The organism is Nocardiopsis sp. iso_186 (assembly GCF_056173365.1).
Map to the genome: position 1 here is coordinate 1,036,434 of NZ_CM149670.1, position 20,832 is coordinate 1,057,265.

General features: G+C 68.3%; 18 protein-coding genes. 8 read left to right on the top strand and 10 right to left on the bottom strand.

The window, feature by feature from the left end; genetic code table 11:
* Positions 1-14 precede the first annotated feature (14 nt).
* From AC0VYP_RS04705 to AC0VYP_RS04725, 5 genes are all read left to right on the top strand, one after another.
* A complete protein-coding gene (locus AC0VYP_RS04705) occupies positions 15-566 on the top strand; it encodes a MarR family winged helix-turn-helix transcriptional regulator (RefSeq protein ID WP_475472671.1) in 552 nt (183 codons plus the stop codon).
* 271 nt (positions 567-837) lie between these two features.
* Complete coding sequence (locus tag AC0VYP_RS04710) at positions 838-2,205, top strand: four-carbon acid sugar kinase family protein (RefSeq protein ID WP_475472673.1); 1,368 nt, start codon at positions 838-840, stop codon at positions 2,203-2,205.
* Between the two features lie 77 nt (positions 2,206-2,282).
* A complete protein-coding gene (locus tag AC0VYP_RS04715; protein WP_475472674.1) occupies positions 2,283-2,471 on the top strand; it encodes a hypothetical protein in 189 nt (62 codons plus the stop codon).
* An 88-nt stretch (positions 2,472-2,559) separates the two neighbouring features.
* Positions 2,560-3,711: an adenosine deaminase gene (locus AC0VYP_RS04720; protein ID WP_475472676.1), complete on the top strand. Its 1,152-nt coding sequence runs from the start codon at positions 2,560-2,562 to the stop codon at positions 3,709-3,711.
* Positions 3,712-3,897: 186 nt separating this feature from the next.
* Positions 3,898-4,893, top strand: a complete 996-nt coding sequence (locus AC0VYP_RS04725) for a hypothetical protein (protein WP_475472678.1) — start codon at positions 3,898-3,900, stop codon at positions 4,891-4,893.
* Positions 4,894-4,979: 86 nt separating this feature from the next.
* On the opposite strand, the gene AC0VYP_RS04730 is transcribed toward AC0VYP_RS04725, so the two are convergent.
* Positions 4,980-6,812 (bottom strand): UvrD-helicase domain-containing protein, encoded by a 1,833-nt coding sequence (locus AC0VYP_RS04730; protein WP_285758903.1) that lies wholly within the window; start codon positions 6,810-6,812, stop codon positions 4,980-4,982.
* Positions 6,813-7,219: 407 nt separating this feature from the next.
* Here AC0VYP_RS04730 and AC0VYP_RS04735 point away from each other — a divergent pair, with 407 nt between their 5' ends.
* Together AC0VYP_RS04735 and AC0VYP_RS04740 are read left to right on the top strand one after the other, a co-directional pair.
* Positions 7,220-7,549 carry a DUF3817 domain-containing protein gene (locus tag AC0VYP_RS04735; protein ID WP_285758905.1) on the top strand — a complete coding sequence of 110 codons (330 nt, stop codon included), beginning with the start codon at positions 7,220-7,222 and terminating at the stop codon, positions 7,547-7,549.
* Positions 7,550-8,333: 784 nt separating this feature from the next.
* Complete coding sequence (locus tag AC0VYP_RS04740; RefSeq protein WP_475472680.1) at positions 8,334-8,915, top strand: DUF1707 SHOCT-like domain-containing protein; 582 nt, start codon at positions 8,334-8,336, stop codon at positions 8,913-8,915.
* A 17-nt stretch (positions 8,916-8,932) separates the two neighbouring features.
* Here AC0VYP_RS04740 and AC0VYP_RS04745 read toward each other — a convergent pair whose 3' ends face one another.
* The 9 genes from AC0VYP_RS04745 to AC0VYP_RS04785 form a co-directional block, all read right to left on the bottom strand.
* A complete protein-coding gene (locus tag AC0VYP_RS04745; RefSeq protein WP_475474159.1) occupies positions 8,933-9,679 on the bottom strand; it encodes an amino acid ABC transporter ATP-binding protein in 747 nt (248 codons plus the stop codon).
* A gap of 26 nt (positions 9,680-9,705) precedes the next feature.
* On the bottom strand, positions 9,706-10,596 hold the full coding sequence (locus AC0VYP_RS04750; RefSeq protein ID WP_285758908.1) for an amino acid ABC transporter permease: 891 nt from the start codon (positions 10,594-10,596) through the stop codon (positions 9,706-9,708).
* Complete coding sequence (locus tag AC0VYP_RS04755) at positions 10,593-11,471, bottom strand: ABC transporter substrate-binding protein (RefSeq protein ID WP_475472682.1); 879 nt, start codon at positions 11,469-11,471, stop codon at positions 10,593-10,595. The genes AC0VYP_RS04750 and AC0VYP_RS04755 overlap by 4 nt, the downstream gene beginning before the upstream one ends.
* Before the next feature lie 434 nt (positions 11,472-11,905).
* The gene (locus tag AC0VYP_RS04760; RefSeq protein ID WP_475472684.1) at positions 11,906-12,352 is read right to left on the bottom strand and encodes a hypothetical protein; all 447 of its coding nucleotides are present in this window, start codon (positions 12,350-12,352) and stop codon (positions 11,906-11,908) included.
* A 191-nt stretch (positions 12,353-12,543) separates the two neighbouring features.
* Positions 12,544-13,614 (bottom strand): hypothetical protein, encoded by a 1,071-nt coding sequence (locus AC0VYP_RS04765; RefSeq protein ID WP_285758911.1) that lies wholly within the window; start codon positions 13,612-13,614, stop codon positions 12,544-12,546.
* A gap of 626 nt (positions 13,615-14,240) precedes the next feature.
* On the bottom strand, positions 14,241-14,879 hold the full coding sequence (locus tag AC0VYP_RS04770; RefSeq protein ID WP_475472686.1) for a hypothetical protein: 639 nt from the start codon (positions 14,877-14,879) through the stop codon (positions 14,241-14,243).
* A 230-nt stretch (positions 14,880-15,109) separates the two neighbouring features.
* Positions 15,110-16,819, bottom strand: a complete 1,710-nt coding sequence (locus AC0VYP_RS04775) for a hypothetical protein (RefSeq protein WP_285758913.1) — start codon at positions 16,817-16,819, stop codon at positions 15,110-15,112.
* 141 nt (positions 16,820-16,960) lie between these two features.
* Positions 16,961-17,410, bottom strand: a complete 450-nt coding sequence (locus AC0VYP_RS04780) for a hypothetical protein (RefSeq protein WP_475472688.1) — start codon at positions 17,408-17,410, stop codon at positions 16,961-16,963.
* An 86-nt stretch (positions 17,411-17,496) separates the two neighbouring features.
* Positions 17,497-19,635, bottom strand: a complete 2,139-nt coding sequence (locus AC0VYP_RS04785; RefSeq protein WP_475472690.1) for a UvrD-helicase domain-containing protein — start codon at positions 19,633-19,635, stop codon at positions 17,497-17,499.
* A gap of 240 nt (positions 19,636-19,875) precedes the next feature.
* On the opposite strand from AC0VYP_RS04785, the gene AC0VYP_RS04790 reads away from it, so the two are divergent.
* Positions 19,876-20,802 carry an NADP-dependent oxidoreductase gene (locus AC0VYP_RS04790; RefSeq protein WP_475472691.1) on the top strand — a complete coding sequence of 309 codons (927 nt, stop codon included), beginning with the start codon at positions 19,876-19,878 and terminating at the stop codon, positions 20,800-20,802.
* Positions 20,803-20,832 lie beyond the last annotated feature (30 nt).

A 20,832-nucleotide genomic window follows, 5' to 3' on the forward strand; every position in this document is an offset into this window, starting at 1 on the left:
ACAAAAGGAACGTGATGAGCGGCAACCTGGATCCGACCGACCCGATCGACGACATCGCCCTTTCCTGGTCGCGCGAACGCCCCGGGACACCGATCGAGGGGATCGGTATCGTCACCCGCATCTGGCATGCCGCCAAACTGCTCGGGGAGGAGCGGCGGCGGGTACTCGCCGCCGCAGGGGCGGATCCGGCGACCCTCGACCTGCTCGGCGTGCTGCGCCGCAACGGTCCGCCCTACCGGTTGACCACCCGCGCACTCGCCGAACGCACCATGGTGACCCCCGGAGCGATCTCCCAGCGCGTCGCCCGCGCCGAACGCGACGGTCTGGTCGTGCGCCAGCCGCACGACGACGGATCGAGAGCGGTCGTCGTCACGCTCACCCCAAGCGGTCACGAACTGGTCGAGCGCCTTGTGGACGAGGTGCTCAGTCGTGAGGCCGCCCTGGTCGCCGGGCTCACCCCGGACCAGCAGGCGGCCCTCACCGCCCTGCTGCGCGCCCTCCTCGCCGACCTGCACGGCGCGCTGGGGGTCCAGCCCCCCTCGCACGTCGGTACCGGCGACCTCTGACCCCGCCGAGACGTGTCGCTGCCCCTCCTGTCGGTGGTCCAGGTGGTCGGCCCGCACACGAGTTCTTCCCGAGCAGGGGACTCGGGCCGGCCGGCTTCTCGCCCAACCGCCTCCTGTGCCGTGCAAGCGCCCCCGGGGTCCACGGCCACGCCCCGGCGGAGCCGCGCGACCGGCCCAACGGCACCCCTGCGCGCAACGGACGACGAAGAACCTCGGGCATCCGGTCTGCGTTCTCACCGGGGCAGCGCTTTTGTGCACTATGAATAGTCGGGTGGCACAGGTTCTCGTCATCGCAGACGATCTCACCGGAGCGAACGCGACCGGGGCGCGCTTCGCGCGCTCCGGCCATCGTGTCGCGACCGTCGCGCCGGAGCACGTCACCCGCGCGGCGGAGGACTACGACGTCGTCATCGCCAACCTCGACAGCCGGCACATGCCGGCCGAGCAGGCCATGGACCTCGTCGTCAACGTGATCGAGGCCGTCTGGCCGGTCGGCCTGGTCGTCAAACGGGTGGACACCACGCTGCGCGGCAACATCGGTGCAGAGACGGAAGCGGCCTGGCAGACTCTGCGCGACCGGTATCCCGCCGCCACCCGGGTGCGAATCCTGATGGCCCCGGCCTTCCCCTCCTCGGGGCGCACCACCTCCGGTGGGATCCAACTGCTCGACGGCGTCCCGCTCGAGCGCACCGAACTCGCCCTGGACCCGATCAGCCCGGTGGGAACGGGGGCCGTGGCCGACGTCCTCGCCCGTCAGACCACCCTTGCGGTGCGTCACGTACCGGTCCGTCAGGTCACCCGGGACCTTCTCGCCGCGGAGCTCTCCGCAGGTGACGAGCCGGTGGTCCTCTGCGACGCACTCACCGAGCCCTACCTTGCCGACCTGGCCGAGGCGGCAGCGCAGGCCAGCCGTGAGCAGGGCATCGTCTGGCTCGTCGTGGACTCCGGGCCCACCGGTGCGCTGCTCGCCGAGGCGCTGCACCTGCGGGGGGAGAGCAACGTCACGGGGCCGCTGCTGGCCGTCGTGGGAAGCGCCACCGACCTGTCGCACCGTCAACTGGCGGCCGTCGCCCGCAGCGGCCCCGCGCGGTTCGTCAACGTCAACGCCGAAGCACTGGCCGGCGGTGCTCCGGAGTACGCCGAAGAGGTGCTGGCATCCCTGGTCAACGCGCTCACCACGTACGTGTTCCCCGACGTGGTCATCATGCGCACCACCCTGTCGGCCACCGAACTGGCGTCGCTTCCGATGCGTACGCGCCACACCCTGCCGGGCCTGTTGGCCGGCCTCGTCGCCAGGGCCGTCCACGACGCCGAGCACGAGGCGGGCCCCGCAGGGAGGCCCAGCGGGCTGTTCACCAGTGGCGGGGACGTCACCTCAGCGGTCCTGGACCAACTGGGGGTACATGCCTTCGAGGTCGGTGGTGAGGTCCTGCCGCTGGTGGTGCACGGTGTGGTGGCGGGCGGTCCTCTGGACGGGGCACCCCTGGTGACCAAGGGCGGAATGGTCGGTGAGGACACGGCCGTCCTGGAGTGCCTCGGCCGCTTGCGCCGCGCCGTCCAGGCCCGCCTGCGCACCGTGCGCTCGGAGGTCTCCGAACACGTGCTGTTCGCGGTTGAGGACGCGCACGGCCCGGGGTGAGAGTCCCACCCATCCGTAGGGCCCGGCGGCTCCGAATACGTCTTCGGCGGCACTACTTCCAGGAGAGGCGGGAAACCATGAAGAGCTGGGTCCTGATCGGGATCGGCGCGTTGTGCGTCCTCATCGGTGCGGTGTGGGGCCTCCAGGGATGGGGCTACCTCCAAGGAAGCGTCATGACCGGTGTCACCCTGTGGGGCATCGTCGGCCCCCTGGTCCTGGTAGCCGGTCTCGGCCTGCTGGTGTGGGGGATCCGCGCCCGGCGCTGACCGAGGGCTGCGCCACGGGGGATCCTGGACTACAATCCGGGAAATTTACCCACGTCACCGCGGTGTCCTCGGTGGCGAGAGGAGGACGATGCGCCCGATCTCCCGTGACACGGTCCAGCGTGTTCCCAAGGTCGTCCTGCACGACCACCTCGACGGCGCCGCGCGTCCCGCGACCCTGGTCCAGCTCGCCCGGGTATCCGGTTACCAGGGCCTGGTCACCGAGGACCCCGAACGGCTCGCCGCGTGGTTCCGCGCGGTGGACGAGCCCCGCTCGTTGGAACGCCACCTTGCCCGCTTCGACCCGCTCGTCAACCTTCTCCAGACGCCCGAGGCCCTCACCCGCGTCGCAGCCGAGTACGTGCAGGACCTCGCCGAGGACGGTGTCGTCTACGCAGAAGCCAAGATCGCCCCCGAGCAGCACACCCGTGCCGGGCTCACCCGTGAACAGGTCGTCAACTCCGTCGTCGAGGGGATCCGCGTCGGCACGGCCAAGGCCCGGTTGTTCGGACGGACGGTGGACGTCCGGCTGCTGCTGACCGCGATGCGCCAGGCCGCCGACTCGCTGGAGATCGCCGATCTCGCTGTTCGGTACCGGCACCGGGGGGTGGTCGGTTTCGACATCGCCGGCCCCGAGGCAGGTTATCCGCCCACCAGACATATCTCGGCCTGCGAGTACGTCAAACGGGAGAACTTCAACCTGACCTTGCACGCGGGAGAGGGATTCGGGCTCTCCTCCATCTGGGAGGCGATCCAGTGGTGCGGTGCCGACCGGCTCGGCCACGGGGTGCGAATCGTCAACGACATCGCCGTGGGGGCGGAAGAAGGAGGGACGGAGGGGCCTCGGCCCAGCGCCAAGCTCGGTCAGCTCGCAGCCTATGTGCGCGACAAACGCATTCCGTTGGAGCTGTGCCCCGCCTCCAACGTACGCACCGGCGCGGTCCGTGCACTCGCAGAGCATCCAGTGGACCTGTTGCGCCGGCTGCGCTTCCGGGTGACGGTCAACACCGACTCCAGGTTGCTCGCAGCCACCTCGATGACCGACGAGTTCACCGCCCTGGCCGACGTGTTCGGCTACGGCCTCCGCGAGCTGCGCTGGTTCACCGTCAACGCGATGAAGTCCGCTTTCATCGGCCATGACGAACGCCTCGACCTGATCGAGCGCGTCATCAAACCCGGCTACGCAGCCGAGTACCGCGACCACGCGGGCGCGGCCTTCTTCCGTCAGGAGGACCAGTGGTGAACGGGCGCACTTCCGACTCACGGGGGTCGGACGTGGTGCGTTCGCGGCTCCGCACCGCCTGCGAGCCCCCCCGGGCGCGTACTTCCGCTTCGCCCGATCGTCCTGTGGACAACGCCGAGGTGCCCTGACGCGGCCCCCTAACGTCGGACAAGGACCCAAACGGGTCCCCGACCCGTTGGAGGCGGTATGCACTACGCGGTGCGCATCAACGTGGAGACATCCCCGAAGCAGACCGACCTCGATCCGGAGCAGGCACACGTCGGGGCGCAGCAGATCCTGGCCCAGATGGGCACCATCGCCAGGATCGAAGGCCCGGGAGGGCTCCGGGTGGTGGTGCATACCGCCGAGGCCCGGGCCCATCCCCGGGGGGCTCTGGTCAAGGCCGTCGTGGAAGCGCCCACCGCGTCGGCGGCCGAGACCGGTGTGCGCGTCGCGCTGTCCCGGCTCCTCACGGAATCCGCGCGAACCGCGTACTGGTGGGTGGCGCAATGTGCGGCCGTCCCGCACGCCGGCCCTCCCGTTCCCGGGCTGCGGATCGGGGCGTGCGCGGGGTCTCCCGAAGCCACCGCACGCGCCCGCCGACACGTGCTCGGCCATGCGGCGCGGTTGCGGGCGTTTGGCCCCGCCATGTTCGAGGTCCGGCCCGATCCAGCGGAGCCCGGGCGCGCCGCCCTGCTCGCGGGGTCGATCCTGATGGGGATGCACATCGTCCTCGACGGACTCTTCAACGACCTCGACACGATGCACCGCGAGCAGATCAGTGCCGCGGAGCTCACCGATCCCTGGATCCTGGGCGAACTGCCCGCTGCGGTCGCGACGCGGTGTGATGATGTTTTCGTCCGGCGTTTTCTTCTCGTCGGCGGTACCGCGGCGCACCGCCTGGTCGAACCGGTCTGGCAGCCCCCGACGAGCTTCGCCGAGGCCCTGGCGCTTTACACGATGTTCCAGGCCGCCCACGACTATCTTGTGGGCAATCGCTTGTTGGTCGATCCCGGCCGTCATTTCGACGCCCTGAGGCGCAACGCCTTCGAGCGGTCCCACCAGGAGTGGTTGGGGCTGCTGGGCGACGCAGTCAACCCCTTCGGAGACAGCGCCGACCCCTGGAGGCTGTCCACCTGGTTCGACCCGCTCGACACGGTCTGCGTCGCCCACCCCTACGTCTACGACTCCACCCCGGTCTGACGCGCAGCCGTCATCGGATGGTCCGGATGCCCTCTCTCCAGTCGGTCTGCTGTTTTCTTCCAGACGATCGGTGCGGTTGCGGTGCCCTACTCATCTGCTGTCGCATCCGGTCCGCCCCGAGGCGCCGCCCCGGGCAGCATCCGACTGGGTGTGCCGGAGTAGGAGACGTAGAGCGCGTCCCGGGCTCGTGTGCAGGCCACGAAGAGCAGGTTGCGCTCCTGCTGGTGGAGCTGCTCCAGGGCGGCGGGGTCCCCCTCGGCAGCGTCGATCGCTGCCTTCGGGGGAAGCAGAGGTTCGCTCACCCCGATGATGCCCACACAGCTGAACTCCTGCCCCTTCAACTTGTGCATGGTCCCCACCCGCACGGCATTGGAACTTGAGGTGGAGTCCAGCGGCACGGTCGGAATGGCGCAGGCGTGCAACTCCTTGGCGATGTGGCGAACCACCCACTGGTTGCGTCCGGCCAGTGCGATGGAGGAAGGAGCGACCCCCGCCTCCAGCCACACCCGCACCCACTCGCCCAGCGCGGTCAACTCCTCCAATCGGCTGGAGCAGCCCCGGACCACCGGCTCGGGACCGTGCAGCAGCGAGCGGTAGCCGACCATGGTGTCGGCGTCGTCGTCCAGGCCGACCGCCACTGCACGCCCCAGGATCGGCATCGACCAGTCCAGGATCTCCTGGCTGATCCGGTGGCTGACCCTCAGCCGGTGGCTCCGCCCGCGCACGTTGATCCCCAGCGACGCCAGCGACACCCGGTTGTCGTAGATGCGCTGGTGTGGATCGGCCACGATGAACAGGTCGTCCGGCCCCTTCGCCACGGCGGCGCGCAGCAGCCGCCACTGGGCGGGGTGCAGGTCCTGGCCCTCGTCCACGATGACGTGCCGGTAGAGCGGGCCGGACGCCTTGAGGAGACGGGCCGCCTCCTGGGCCACCTGCGGGTAGGACCACTCACCGGCGGCGTTCATCCGTGCAACGTAACGATGCACCGCCTCCCAGACGTGCGTGCGGTACTCGGGAGCCAGGTGCAGCATCCGTCCGCTTCGTTCGCAGCGGATGTAGGAGGGGAGATCCGTGATCTGTTGGGCCAGGATCACCTGCTCCCACTCGTCGGCGAGGAAGCGTCCGGAGAAGGGCAGCCCGTCGGCGCGCGCCGACGCTCGCCACTGTTCTCCGATGGCTTCCTTTCCCAACGTCTCCGGCGGGATGCCCGTGTGGTCGTAGACGATGCCCCGGGCGACCTTGTCGATGGTCGCGACCTCGATACGGGACCGGACCTCGGGATCGGGTACGAGCCGGTCGAGTTGGCCGGCCAGGGTCTGGGCCAACAGCTTGTTGAAAGTGGTGAGCAGAATCGGGGCGTGCTCGACCGAGCCGAATCGAGCGGAGTCCCGCGCTGCCAGGTGCGCGGCCCGGTGCAGTGCGAGCACGGTTTTCCCGGTGCCCGGGCCGCCGGTGATCTGGGTCGATTCGGTGAACTGGGCATCCACCAGGCGGTGCTGACTGGGGTGCAGGGTGATCTGCCAGTCGGAGAAGGAGAGGCTGAGGTCGTCCGCCAGTTCGGCGGGGCCGATCGCACGGGGGGCCGACATCGTGCTTCCGGGATGTTCGCGCATTTCCACGATGCTGAGCGCGGGGCCGGCCTCGGGGCGGTAGCGCCGCGCGAAGGAGAGGGCGTCGTCATGGCGTCGAACTGCGACCAGGCAGTACACGCCGTTGGCAGAGGGTGCCACCACGCCGGACCAGCCGGGGCCGATCTGCATGACACGGATGCGTGGGTCAGCCGCGTCCGAAATAGTTTCCAGGGGTTCTCGGTCACCGGACATGTACGCCTGCATGACGGTCATGATCGCCGTCTGGACACTGTTTTCGAGCTGCGAGAAGTCGGTGAGAAAGGCTGGTGCGATCGCGAGCTGTGGCACTTCGTCGATTCCTCCGGTCCTCAACCTGGCACGGGCTTCCTGTGGGCAAAAAGGTCCGCTGACCACGGCGTTCACTAGTAGGTATGCGTCCGCGGAAATTCCGGCAAACCACCCGCAAGCGGCGATTCGCGAGTGGCTCGCAAGAGCGTTTCCGGTGTGTGAAATGCCAGCTTAGGACCTGTTTTTCCTAGGTTTCGCGGACGCGGGGGGAGGATGTCCCGTCGGAGTGGCCCCGACGTGCGCATTCTCCTGGCCAGGCGATGTCCGTTTTACTGTTTAATGCCTGTCCGAAATTAGGGAGATGACGGAGGGCTGCTGCACGACCCCGGGTCCGGGCACCCGCCGACCTGCGCCAGACTGGAACGGTCCCGCAGGTGGCGGGAGTCCCGACCCAGCAAGGAGCCCAGGTGTCCAAGTCCGTTCTGACCGCCTTCCGGGTGGTCGCAGCCGTCGAGGCGTTCACGTGGGTTGGATTGCTGGTCGGCATGTTCTTCAAGCGCGTTGTGGTCTTCGACGAGATCGGTGTGCAGATCTTCGGTCCCCTGCACGGTGCGGCGTTCGTCGCCTATTGCGTCATCGCGTTGCTGGCCTGGGTCAAGCTCGGCTGGAGCCTGACGACCGCTTTCTGGGCGCTGGTCGCCGCGGTTCCGCCTCTGGGGACCGTGGTCTTCGAGCGGTGGGCGTCGCGCACCGGGCGGATCGCCCCCACGAGGGAGCGCGTCCCCGCGACTGCTTGAACCGCCTCGCGACTCACCGCCGCGGATCGGCTGCGGGGCTTTCCAGGGTCCCGTGCCGCCGCTGGAGGAGCGGACCACGAGTTCGGGAGGCAGGAGAACCGACTCCACCGGTTCGCCCGCGACCATCCGGGCCAGGACCGCAGCACCGGTCCCGCCGTCACCGACGCCTGCTTGGGGCCACCTGCTGTCGGCCTCCCGACCGGATCTATCGGGAGAACGACTACGCGGTCTTCACCATGACCGTCCGTCCCCCGACGTCTCCGATCGACCCCAGGCGCTGCTCGTGCACGAGGGCATCATCGAGCACGTCAATCAAGCACGAGGATGTCCGCTGGGTCACCTTCGACGAGCTCGCCGCCGACTTCGCCCGGCGCGACCCCGTCCCTGACCCGGCGTCCGGTCGGGGGAGTTCCAACCGCCCACCGGATCGTTCCCCGTGTCGTTCCCGGCAGGAACCGCGACGACGTCCGGTCGCGACGGTTTCCGTCTCGACAGGTCCAGCGCCGAACCGTCACGCCGAGGACCCGGACCGCCCACGCCCTCCTCGTCCCCCTTCCTTCCACGGAGCCCCCGAGTCCGCGAACCCCGACGTCTTGTTGCCGGGCGCTGTGCCGTATCTGCATCGCGACTGCGCCACGGTCGGCCACCGAGTCGGCGCGACACTTGAGGGGCCTGGTCAACGCGGTCTCCGCCGCCCCGTCTTCTAGCATGGAAGGGTGAATCCCCCTCCGAGCGATTGGAACGCGAAACAGTGACCCCGGACAGCGCAGGGCGGCGCCCCGACATGAGAGCCTCCGACGTCAACCGCGACCGGGTGGCCGAAGTCCTGCGCGACGCCGCAGGCGAAGGCAGGATCACCTTGGACGAGCTGGGCGAGCGTCTGGACGCCGTCTACGCGGCACGGACTTACGCCGACCTCAAACCGCTCACCGCGGATCTGCCGGTGGGAAGCGACCGGCCGGCGGTCCCTCAAGCACGGCATGCCGCAATCCAGCCGGGAGCCGATCAGACCCTGGAACTCAACGCCAAAGGCGGGCAGATCAGTCGCAGTGGTTCTTGGCAGGTCCCGGGACGTGTCGTGGTGCGCAACCCCTACGGCGACACCCGCCTGGACTTTCGCGAAGCGACCTTCCTGACCGATGTCGTCGATTTCCAGATCACCGCCAACTGGGGCAGCGTCAAGGTCTTCCTCCCCCAGGACGCCACAGCCGACGTCCAGGTCAACACCTCCTGGTACGGAACCCTGGACAACCGGGTCGGCACGGTTCCCACCCCGCCCATGCCCCACTTTCGGATCACGGGCAACTGCAAGGGCGGGACGCTCAAGGTCATGTACCGCACCAGGATGGACGAGTGGCTGGGCTGACCCCGAAGGCCCGGCGGCTACAGGCGGCCGGCGTCGATGATCCGCTGGAGGAACTGGCGGGTCCGGTGCTGTTCCGGCTCGAACAGCACCTGCTCAGGTGGTCCCTGCTCCAGCACCCGACCCTTGTCGAGGAAGCAGACCCGGTCGGCGACCTGGCGGGCGAAACCCATCTCGTGCGTTGCCAGCAGCATGGTCATTCCTTCCTCGCGTAGCGAGTGGATCAGGGACAGCACCTCGCCCACCAGTTCAGGATCCAACGCGGAGGTCACTTCGTCGAGCAGCAGCAGCCGAGGCGAATTGATCAGCGCCCGCACGATCGCCACTCGCTGCTGCTGGCCGCCGGAAAGCCGGTCCGGGTACTCGCCGGCCTTCTCGCCCAGCCCTACCCGCTCCAGCAGTTCCGTCGCGTGGGTCCGCGCGCTCGCCCTCGACCGACCGTGTACCCGCTCGGGTGCCAGGGTGATGTTGTCCAGCACGGTCATATGCGGGAACAGGTTGTAGGACTGGAAGACCATCCCGATACGTCTGCGCACGTCGTCGGGGTTGACCCGGGGGTCCGTGATGTGCTCGCCGTCCAGATGGATAGCGCCGTCGCTGATCGGTTCCAACAGGTTGACACAGCGCAGCAGGGTGGACTTGCCCGACCCCGACGCGCCGATCAACACGACCACCTCGTGTTCGGCCACCTCAAGGGCGAAGTCGTCCAACACGACGGTTCCGTTGAACTCCTTGCGTACGGCTCGACAGGCCAGGACCGGAGGCATCGCGTCCGGCTCGTGTCCGGTGGTGGTCACCGGGCCCCCTCTGCGGATTGCCTCCTGGCCGCGCGCATGGTCACCCAGTCGGTGACGGCGACCAGGGGGATCGCCATCAGTACGAACAGGACTCCTGCCACCAGGTAGGGCGTGAAGTTGTAGGACTGCGCGGTGGCGATCTGCGCCGCGCGGATAGCATCGATCGGCCCGGCCAGCGAGATCAGCCCGACGTCCTTCTGCAGCGCCACCATGTCGTTGAGCAGCGGCGGTGTGACCCGGCGGATTGCCTGGGGCAGGACCACGTGCCGCATCGTCTGGCGGTAGGTCAACCCCAAGGAGCGGGCAGCCGCGATCTGGCTGGGGTGGACCGACTCGATTCCGGCGCGAAACACCTCCGCCAGGTAGGCGCCGTAGGTGATGACCAGCGCGATCCCGCCCAGCACCAGCACGCTGGGGGTGCCGCCCAGACGCAGGCCCGGGACACCGAAGGTCATCAGGTACAGCACGATGATCAGCGGCGCGCCACGGAAACCGTAGGTGTAGGAAGTCGCCAGTGCACGCAGCGGGAAGAACACCGGACCCCGCAGGGTGCGCATGATCGCTACCAGCAACCCGAGCACCAGCGCGCCCATCGCGCAGAACACCAGAAGCCGCACGTTGAGCCACAGCCCGGTCAGTACGGCGGGCAAGGCGTCGAGGCCGACCTCCAGGTCGAAGAAGGTCTCCTTGACCCTTTCCCACCCGGGCGAACCGACGATCCCGAGGATGAGGACCAGGCCCACCACGCCGGTGGAAACAGCAGCGAGCAGGACCGAACGCACGCTTTGCCTGCGCCGGTAGGACTCCCGCTCACGCTGGAGCTGGCTGGGCCGGTACGGTCCGGGCGGCAGTGGTTCCCCGCCCGGACCTGTCACGGTGGTGGTCACGAGAGTTCGGGCGCCTCTGCGACGTCGGCCAGCCACTGCTGTTCGAGTTCGGCGATGACGCCCTGCTCGACAAGAGAGTCGATCGCCTGGCTCACGCACGGGGTGAGCGCCGACCCCTTGTCCAGGACCAGACCGAACTGCTCAGCGGCCTCCTGCTGGGCAGGGAGCTGCCCGATGATCACGCCGTCGTCCAGTTCGGCGCCGGTGATGTAGAAGGCGGTGGGCAGGTCCACCACGATGCCGTCCACCTGACCGTTCTCCAGTGCCTTCTTGGCGTCGTCGTTGTTGTTGAAGACCTGGGGATCCGCGGTGGGCGCGATCACCTCCGTGAGCGCGTCCAGGCTGGTCGTGCCGACCTGTGCGCCGAGTGTGGCGTCCTTGAGGTCGGCGATCGACGACGCCTCGGAAATCGCTGAACCGGCCACTGTGATCACGGTCTGTCGGACGTCGTAGTACGGCGACGAGAAGTCCACGGCCTGCTTGCGCTCATCGGTGATGGTGAACTGGTTGATGTTGACGTCGAATGCCTTGGGGCCTGGCTGGATCGCGTTGTTGAACGTCACCGACTCCCAGACCACGTCCGCCTCGGAGTAACCCAGTTCCTCGGCCACGGCGTAGGCCACCGCCGACTCGTACCCCTCACCGTTGGTGGGGTCGTCGTCCACGAACCACGGTGGGTAGGCCGGACTGTCGGTCCCGATCGTGAGGGTGCCGGCCGTGAGCGTCTCCATGCCTTCGGGAGTGCACTCGGTCGCGCCGGCGTCGGCAGCGGGTTCGTCTTCGACGGGAGCGCAGGCCGCTGCCGCCAGCAGGAGCGCTCCGAGCGCGGTGGCGCCGAGCAGACGTGCTGGGGCGGACGGGGGAATGCGGCTCATGGGGTACTCCGGTAATCCAGGAATGCGGCTTCGGCGGGAGAAATGCCGAGACAAGGGACATTTCTGAGAGTAGACAACCTACTGAGTCAGTGGGTATTGCTGTGAAGGCTCGATTTCATCACATCACGTCAGGTGATCAACGGATTTCGGGGGCAGCGGGGGGAAGGACTGCCGAAAAACGCCCTGTGCGGTGTTAGGGACCAGGCGAGGGGGAGTGGAGGCGGGGGTGGTCCAGGGCGTGGTTTCTGTACCACCCCCGATGCCTGTGGCATGACAGGGCTCCGTCGATCAAGTCACCGTGGTTTCGGCGGTTCCTGACGTCGTGTCGGCGAATTACGGCCTCGGTCGGCTGTGGCCCTCCCGCCGTATTCTCCTCCTTGGCCTCCGAAGAAAAATGTTCATTCGGCAAGGTTTCCGTCCTGCCGTGGAGGCACTTACAGGTCGGACGTCACTCCCCGCGCCGTTGCAGTGAGGTCATCTGCTCCGAACCGTTCCGGGGCCAGTCGCACCGAGACGGCCAGACCCGGTTCCACGAGCCAGAACGCGTGGTCAGGAGCGATCCCGCCCAGCAAGTCGCCGTGGGAGAACGGCGCGACGTCCCAGGTGTTGGGATCTTGCTCGTGGTACTCGGAAAGGAAGGCCAGCAGAGCCGCCTGATCGACGAGACGGTCCCCGCGCAGTACCGCCACCGTCAGGTTGACCTGGAAACCGTCGCCGTTGTCGAGCTCGCGTTCCCATACACGAGAGGAGAAGGCGACCTCCTCCCATTCGTAGGAGAAGTCCGACACCTGGGTGCCAACCCCGGCCGGGACCCAACCGATCGTGAAGCCGTCCAGATTCCCACTGGCCGGTTCCTCGGCCTGCGCGCCTGTACCCACCATCAAAACCCCTGTGCTCAGCACGATGATTATCAGAATCCGAAGCATCCGCACCGCGGCCTCCCGCGTTTGTCGGGTGCTCCCGTGAACCACCCGCCTACCCTGATATTCGCGGTCGCCACACGCGCTGGTCCGCGATGATTTTTCCGGCTGTGGAAAACTCCGCTCGGGGCGGGCAGGGGCCGACGTCCTGATCAGCCTTCGTCGATCAGGTACGGATGCGGTGCCGTGTCCACGCTGTCGGGGTAGGGGTCGAACCAGGAGTGGGCGTTGCGGGCCAGAAAACCCAGTGGGTCCGCCGCTGAGTCGTCGGGGTCGATGGCGTCGAGGTCCTCCAGGTAGAGCCATTCATGATCGTGGTGGGCCTGTGCCGCGTCGTCGAAGGCCGAGAACATGGTGTTCACGTCCCCGGCGTCCAGGCCGGCCAGGGAGACCAGGATGTCCTTGGCGTTCTCCACGAGCACGTACAGGGCCAGTGCCTCGGCGGTGGAGGTCGGCCGGGCCCAGCCGGGGCGGGTCAGACGGGCATAGACCGCAGCCGAGGAGAGCAGGAACTTCTTGGCGAACATGACGTCGTAGTGGTGGCGGTAGCGGACCGGCAGGTCATGGAGAACGAACAGCTCGTCGGAGTCGTCGGCAGTCCAGGAGGTGTCGTCCTCGTCCAGCGAGTGGGCGTCGTCCTCCAGGGTGGTGACGTCCATGAAAAGCTCATCGGTGAGGGCGACGGCCCGGTCGATGAGCGCGCCGGCGGCAAGCAGCCGGGCGTCGTCAACGTCGGTTGACGGACCGAAGGAGTCGGCGTCGAAGGCGCGCAGCTGAGGTGCCAGGCCGAGCAGGCGGCGATGTTGGGCGGCGATCTCCTCCGGGGGGACGCCGACCACCCCGGAAGCGGGGGCGGTCTCGGAGCCGTCGTGGCTTTCCAGCGCCTCGGCGAGTTCGGCGTCGCTGACCGTTACTTCACACTTGCCGACCTTCCAGTCGGCCAGCAGCTCGGTGCGCTCCAGGATCTCGTACAGCAGCGCTTCCGCCCCGTTCTCGGCGAAGCTGAGTGCCGGCGCGTCCACCAGCAGTTCGATCACGGCTCCGCTGGGGTGGGTGTCCAGTTCGTGGTCGTAAGGCGTGATCTCCACGCCGTCAGGGCCCTCTACCGTCGCCACGCGGTCGAGCCACTCGGCCAGTAGCGCTGCTGCGCCCTGTTGTTGCAGGCCGTCGAGCTCGGCAGAGCCCGCGGGAAGCGACAGCTCGGCGGTGATGCGGTATTCCAAGAAAGGCTCCCCAAGCCGGAACGATAGAAGGAATTAGAGCACGACCGACATCCCGCCCGTGGCGGGACCCGAGTCCTCCCTCCATCTTCGGCCCACTCGGCGCTTTTAGCCGCATTGGCGGCCTTCTCGGGTGAGCCGGACGAGTGGGAGGACACGATCCCGGTGTCCGGGGAAGTGGGTGCCCCGGGAGCCGAAGCAATGGTGAGCTGTGCGAAAGACGCTTGTCAAAGACTTCTTGGCAAATATTGGCCGTCCAGAGAACCGAAGGCGCGTTCCTCGCTGCCCGAAACCAGGGGAGTCGCCCCGGACGGGTTGTACGGACAGAAGATTTTCGGCCGCCCGGGACCGCTGTCGGACGATGGGAGGGGAGAGCGGTCCCGTCGGCGTGTTTTCACCCGGTACCGACCCCTTGTCGATGAGCCGGCGCGTGGCCGGACGGTGCCCCGGACGATCAGGCATGTGCTTCTTCGTGCTCCGGGTGAAAGCAGGCACATCCGCTGGGAGAGCGGATGGGAACGTCGCGACCCCCTGCCAAGAGTCGGGCCGGTGTCGAGCCGGGGCACCGTACGGATGTCCTGTACGACCGTTGCCGGCTGCCCCGACCAGAGGCGGGGCAGCCGGCGTTCTCACGAAGAGGCGGGAAGGAGCAGTGTTGTGGCATGCCGACCGAGCGGGGTGAGCGCGCAGCGTTCGCCGACATCGAGGTCATAGTCGTGGCGGACCAGGTTCAACGACCCCAACAGTGACACCGCGACCTCAACGCTTGAACGGGGCAGACCTTCCCGCCCGGACGCCTCCACGAACTCCGAGACCGCCACCCCGTTCTCCCCGGATTCGGTCAGCAGGGACAACAGGTGTTCCACCAGCGGTTGGGCAACCCGGTGGTAGATCCGGACGTCGCGCTGGCGCCACAGCAGGGGAAGTCGCTCCACGGCCATTCGCCACAACCGCGCCGCGTCCCTGGGCATCCGGACGTACTCCGGGCCGGGTATCACCCAGCCGTGTTGGCGATGTCCGCCGCCTGGTCGGCGTTCGTTGCGATCCACCACCATTTCCAGTACCCGCGCCTCCAACGCGAACGCCAGCAGTGGCGCCGCATCCCCCATCTCGCACTCGGGGGGTTCGGTGGCGACGTCGTCATCCTCCACCCACGCACCGATGCTCAAAGGGACGTATTCCCGCACGCCCGCAGCCGTCCCCACCTGATCGCGGGAGACCTCCCGACGATCGCCCACCCAGCGCAGGAAAGCCCGCATTCGCTCCACGAACAAACACGTCGTGGCTGCTTCCACCAACGCCCGATCCCGGCCGCTCACACCCATCCGACCCCTCCCAGACTCGTCGAACACCCGCCGCATCAGGCGGATAACCCACGGTAAACAGGTGAGGTGGGGCGAAAGGCAGGGAAAAAGAAATCTGTGGACAACCCGAGCGGGTTCCCCCGAGGACCGGGAACGGCGACCATGCCGTTCCCGGTCCCTTCCCGAGGGTCGGATCAGCCGCGGCGGTCCTGTCCGCTCTGGTAGCGGTACAGCGTCGTGCGCGCCTCCTTGCGGAGCGCGGGGTCGGGGTGGTTCTCACCCAGCCAGGTGAGCAGGAACCCGGTCTCGGGGTGACGGAGCATCCGCGCCAGATCGAAGAGGGACGTGCCGTCGTTGCCCACGTTCACCGGAAGCTCCTGGATCTGCTCGTCGCCGAGCATCCCCATGCGCGCCAGGGCCGCGATTCCGTCGATCATCACCCAGGACAGGTCTTCGGCCTCCAGGTCCGACTCCTTGGCGAAGCCGGCGTCGAACAGCCAGACACGGGCCTGGTGACCAAAGTCGTGGTCGTCGCGCAGCGCCTCGTAAACGGGGTGTGCGGCAGAGGGGTGCTCGGCCGTGACGGCACGCACCGCGGCGCGATGGGTGGAGTCGTCGGTGCGTCGGGCGACCTCCACCAGTTCCCGCATCGCCGCTTCCTCGTCGCGCTCGGCGATCCAGGAGTCCAGGTCGGTCTCGCTCAGTGCTTCGCCGGCAGCAGCGCGCTCCACCAGAACCTCGGCGGACTCGCCCATCAGCTCGTCGAAGTCGCGGATCGTGTAGTCCTCGGCCGTGAGCTCCTCCAGCCCGGCCCACTCGCCCAGCGGGGTCAGCCGGTAGACCGGCTCTCCCGCAAGTTCGGCGTCCTCACCCGAGGTCGCCCCCTCGACGGCGCCGAGGCGTTCCAGCTCGGTGAGCACCAGCCCGACGGCCTCGGTGAACTTCGCCTCCTGCTTGGGGCTCATCCGGAACTCGTCGTCGAGCTGGTCGCCGAGCTCGGCCACCATCTCCACGACGATCGACGCGGGCAACGCGAGCCGCTCGATGAACAACGAGGTCAGGACCGATCCGGTGAACTCGTCGGAGGCCAGTCCGAAGTAGGCCTCGAACCCGTCCTCGTCCAGGTTCAACCGCTCGGCGAGTGCTTCGCCGACGGCGTCGTAGGCCATCAACCACGCCTCTGCCGCGTCCTCGGGAAGTTCCTCGGGGGCGAGCTCGCGCAGCCGGACGATGGTCGGGGCAGCCGTGATCGCGGCGTCCAGTTCCGCGTCCTCCAGCAACCGCGGCGCCCGCCAGGTGTACCCCGCCCGCCCGGGACCGGCGAGAAGGGACTTGGGGCCCTCCTCCTCGCCCGCAGCGATCGCGGCCACCAGGTCGTCGTCCACCGCGATCGCCCCGGCCTCGACCTTCGCCTCGAAGTCCGCGATCTGCTCGGGGTCGTCGATCTCGAAGCCCAGGTCGTCCATCACACAGTGCATGTAAGCGGCGACCCGGTGTTCGGCGGGGTCGTCGATCGCGTGCTGGTAGGCATCGGCGAGCCGGTCCACCATGCCCAGCAGATCCTCGCGCGCGTCCGATCGCCGGTCCAGCAGGTCCTCCTCGTTGAGGAAGCCCAGCCAGGAGTCCAAGGCGGTGCGGACCTCGGCGGTCCGGACAGCGGAGCGGCCGCTCTCGGCCGGCAGCCAGTCCAGCAGGAGCGACACCACGTCGGCGGTGCTCCACCTGGCCAGCAGCCCGTCCCCACCCTTGTCGGGAGCGCCGTACTTGAAGTCCAGGAGCAGTTCGAGCGCGCGCCGGGACACGTTCAGCCCCCGCTTGCGCCCGTAGTCGAGTACCCGGGGTATGAACAGAGCCCGGTACTCGTCGAACGTGTCTTGATCGGCGTTCGTGAACACCAAGCGCATGAGAGACGACCAACCTGATCGGAGACGGCGGAGGGGGACGGGGGAGCGGGCCCGGGGGACCGCGCCTGTCAAGACGTTGCGCGGCCGGGGTGCTTCACCGGCGGCCACCACGAACTTTACCGCCCGATCCCCCGCGCTCCACTACTGTTCGCCGCCCTTGCGCCTCCCCGTGGGCCGGCCGCAGTGCGCTGCGCGTTCCCCGTCGCTCATCGGCGTGCTCGACTGGGGCACCGTTCCGCTCTGCTCGTCGGCCGGACCGGTGGCCTCGAACGGCACGTACCAGTAGTAGTGGCCGTGGAAGCGGCTGCCGAGGCGCATCTCGTACTGTCCGGCCACCCACTCCATCCGCGGAGCGCGTTCGACCCAGCCGACCTCCTTGGGGCCGGTGTTGACGTTGGTCGTCTGGCTCTCGGTGTGCGAGCTTTCCCAGGTCTGCCGGTAGGTCTGCTCATAGCTCACGGAGAACACCGTGCCGAATCCGGCCTCGGCGGTCATGGAGACGCCGACACTGTTGCTCTGTCCGGTCGCCTCCGACCAGGCGACGTCGGACCACTGGACGCCGTCGGTGCAGTTGTAGACGGAAGTTCGCACGGTGCGCGTCCCCCGCTCAATGGGCAAGCCCCGTGACGTCCGTCTCGCGCCCGCCCCGGATCGGGCGCCGTCGAGGGCCGTGCGGCTCAGCCCACCGGCAAGAACGGGCTGGGCTCCCCGTGCCAGCTCACGTACAGCGACTCGCGTGCCCGGGTGCAGGCCACGTAGAGCAGGCTGCGTTGCGCTGCGAGGTCGGAGCGGTGCTGGTTCTCGTCCAGTTCTGGGCCGGTGACGTGTTCCATCAGGGGAAGTGCCCCGGCCGTCGCACCGAATACGGCGATCGCGCGGAACTCCAGGCCCTTCACCCCGTGCATCGTGGTCACCCGGACGGTGCCGGCAGAGTCGTCCACGGTGTGGTGCTGGGGGTTGAACCGCGCGACGGGAAGGCCGCGGGAGCGAAGAAACCCGACGACCTCGGTGAGGACCTTGCGGGTTCGGGTGGTTACGCAGATGTCGCCAGGGGCGACGCCGTCGGCCAACCACCCCCGCAGTTGCCGTTCGAGAGCGGCCAGCTCGCCGGCCGGATCCGCGGCTCCGCAAAGAACCGGAGGGTTTCCGCGAAGGAGTGAGCGGGTGGAGCCGGGGGCCTCGGGTGCACTCGTGCCCAGCTCGTGCACGCTCTGGCCGCGCATGATCTGGTCCGCCCAGGTCAGGATCTCGGTCGTGGTGCGGTAGTTCACGCGCAGCGGGTAGGAGCGTCCCACGATCCTGATGCCGAGCTGTTTGAAGGAGACCGTGTTGTCGTAGATGCGCTGGCGGTTGTCGCCGGCGATGAACATGTCGTTGCGCCCGGGAGACACCGCTGCGCGCAGTGTCCGCCACTGGGCCGGGTGCAGGTCCTGCCCCTCGTCCACCACGACGTTGCTGTAGGGCCGTTCCGCGCGCTCGTCGAGAATGCGTGCCGCCTCCGCGTGCAGTTCCACCGTCGGCAACTGCTTGGTGCGCCGCAGCCAGGCGCGCGCCGTCGCGATGGCGTTCCACACCTCGCGCCGTTGGTCCACGGTCAACGGGGTGGAACGTCCGCGCCGGGCGTCGGGGTCGAGGTAGCCCTCGACGGTGGTGATTCCCTGGGCCATCACCACGTGTCGGTACTCCTGGAACACGAAGTCGGCCGACCACAAAAGCCCTTGTTTCCCGACGACGTTGGCGAACAGGCCGCGCGCGTCGGCGTCGCGGCGCATGCTCACGTCGGGGTGCTGCGCACGCACCACGTCCAGCGCCAGCTTGTCGGCGGTGATCACGTTGACGTCGGCGCGCAGCTCCTCGCCCACCAAGAGGGCCAGATCCCTGCGGATCGACTCCACGAGGGCGTTGGTGAACGTCGTCAGCAACACCTTGCCGCCCAGCGGAAGATTCTCGGCCAGATACTTGACGCGGTGCAGTGCCACCACGGTCTTGCCGGTGCCGGGCCCGCCCGACACCATCGCGGGGCCGCTGAAGGCGGGGCGGTAGGCCAGCGAGCGTTGGGTCGGGTGCAGGAACACCCGCCAGGCGTCGAACTCCCTGCCGAGGACGTCATCGACTTCCTCGTCGTCCTTGACCAGACGGACCCGGTGCCGGGTGTTGCGGATGGCGGCGTCGTAGTCGTCGGGCGGGACGGTCCGACCGCCGGCCGCTGCCCGCCGGGGCAGCACGACCTCGTTCATCACCTGGTCGACAGGCATCCCCTCGGCCAGGTGGATCAGCACCTCGTACTGGTCCTGCGGGACGGCGGGCCCCCAATCGGCCAGTTCGTCCCGGGTGGACAGGGTCCGGCAGAACCGGATGATCTCCGAGTCCACCCCCAACTGCCGCAGGGCCTCGTCACTGACCCCGCTGAACAGCGCGGGGTCTGCCTCCGGCCGGGCCCCCGGAGCGACGGAACGCTCCTCCAGCGCGGTGGCATCGCGCCGTTCGAGTGTGCCCATCACCGTGTTGACGTCGTGGCGCTGGTCGGATGCCCATTCCTCCGCACTCTCCCGCGGCAGCAGGTGCACCAGGAGGAAGGTCTCGCCCGATTCCGGAGCCAACATCACCCCCGTCCAGCTGTCGCTGATACGGAACGTCCGGATCCGTGGATCCTGCCCGGCGGGCAGTGCCTGGATGCGGAGGTCGGGGTGCGCCAGCAGCGCGCGCAACGACAACTCCCTGAACTTCCGGGTCACCGCCGCAAGGCGTTCCCGGGTGGGGCGGTCCAATTTGTCGTACTGCGCAAGGCACGTCGAGTCGATGGCCAGCTGCGGCATGAGCCTCCTTCGCTCGCGGACGCGTATTCGTCCAGGACCCCGCAGGGTCATGTTTCCCCGCACCTTGGTCCTTTGATCATTTAGCACCCGGTAATGACAAGAAGGCCGGATACGGCCACGTCGAACGGGCACTAGTCCGGTCGTGCGGACAACCGGCCGAAGCGACGGGAATTCCTCGTCGGCGCGGCGCTGTTGCCCACAGCCGTACACCGATGACGGAGAACGAACGAGGGAGCGGTTATGAAGGCGGTCGTCTACAACTCCTACGGTGGCCCCGAGGTACTGGAGATCGCCGAGGTGGCCGACCCGAAGGTCGGTCCCGACTCGGTCCTGATCCGGGTCAAGGCGGCCTCGGTCAACCCGGTGGACCGGAAGGTCCAGGCGGGATACCTCGACTCCCTGATGGACGTGTTCTTCCCCGTCGTCCCGGGATGGGACGTGGCCGGCATCGTGGAGCAACCCGGTGTTGCCGTCCCCGAGTTCGCGGTCGGCGACGAGGTGATCGGTTATGTCCGTGAGGACGTGGTCCGCCATGGCACCTTCGCGCAGAAGGTGGCCGCGCCGGTGCGCACGCTCGCGCGCAAGCCGCGCAACGTGAGCTGGGCACAGGCAGCAGCCCTCCCACTGGCCGGCCTCACCGCCTACCAGGCCCTCGTCCACCATTTGGAGGTCGGCCCCGGTGACACCGTCCTGGTGCACGCGGCAGCCGGGGGAGTCGGATCGTTCGCGGTGCAGATCGCCCGCAGCCTGGGGGCCGAGGTGATCGGTACCGCCTCCGAGCGCAACCACGACTACCTCCGCTCGTTGGGGGCCCAGCCTGTCGTCTACGGGGACGGGCTCGCCGACCGGGTCCGTGCGCTCGCGCCGAACGGGGTCAACGCCGTGCTCGACCTCGTCGGTGGGGACGCACTCTCGATCACCTCCCAGGTCGCGGCGGAAGGGGCGCGCATCGCCTCCATCGTCGAGACCGCGGTGACCGATATCGGCGGGGACTACGTATTCGTGCGTCCCGACAGCGAGGACCTCGGCGCTCTGGTCAACCTGGTCGAGACCGGCGCGATCGAGATCGAGGTAGCCGAGGTCTTCCCGTTGGAGAAGACCGCCGATGCCCAGCGCCTCAACGCACAGGGCCGTACCCGTGGCAAGGTCGTCGTCGAGGTGGAGTGATCCGATGCGTGGTCGCCGTCCGCCAGTGAA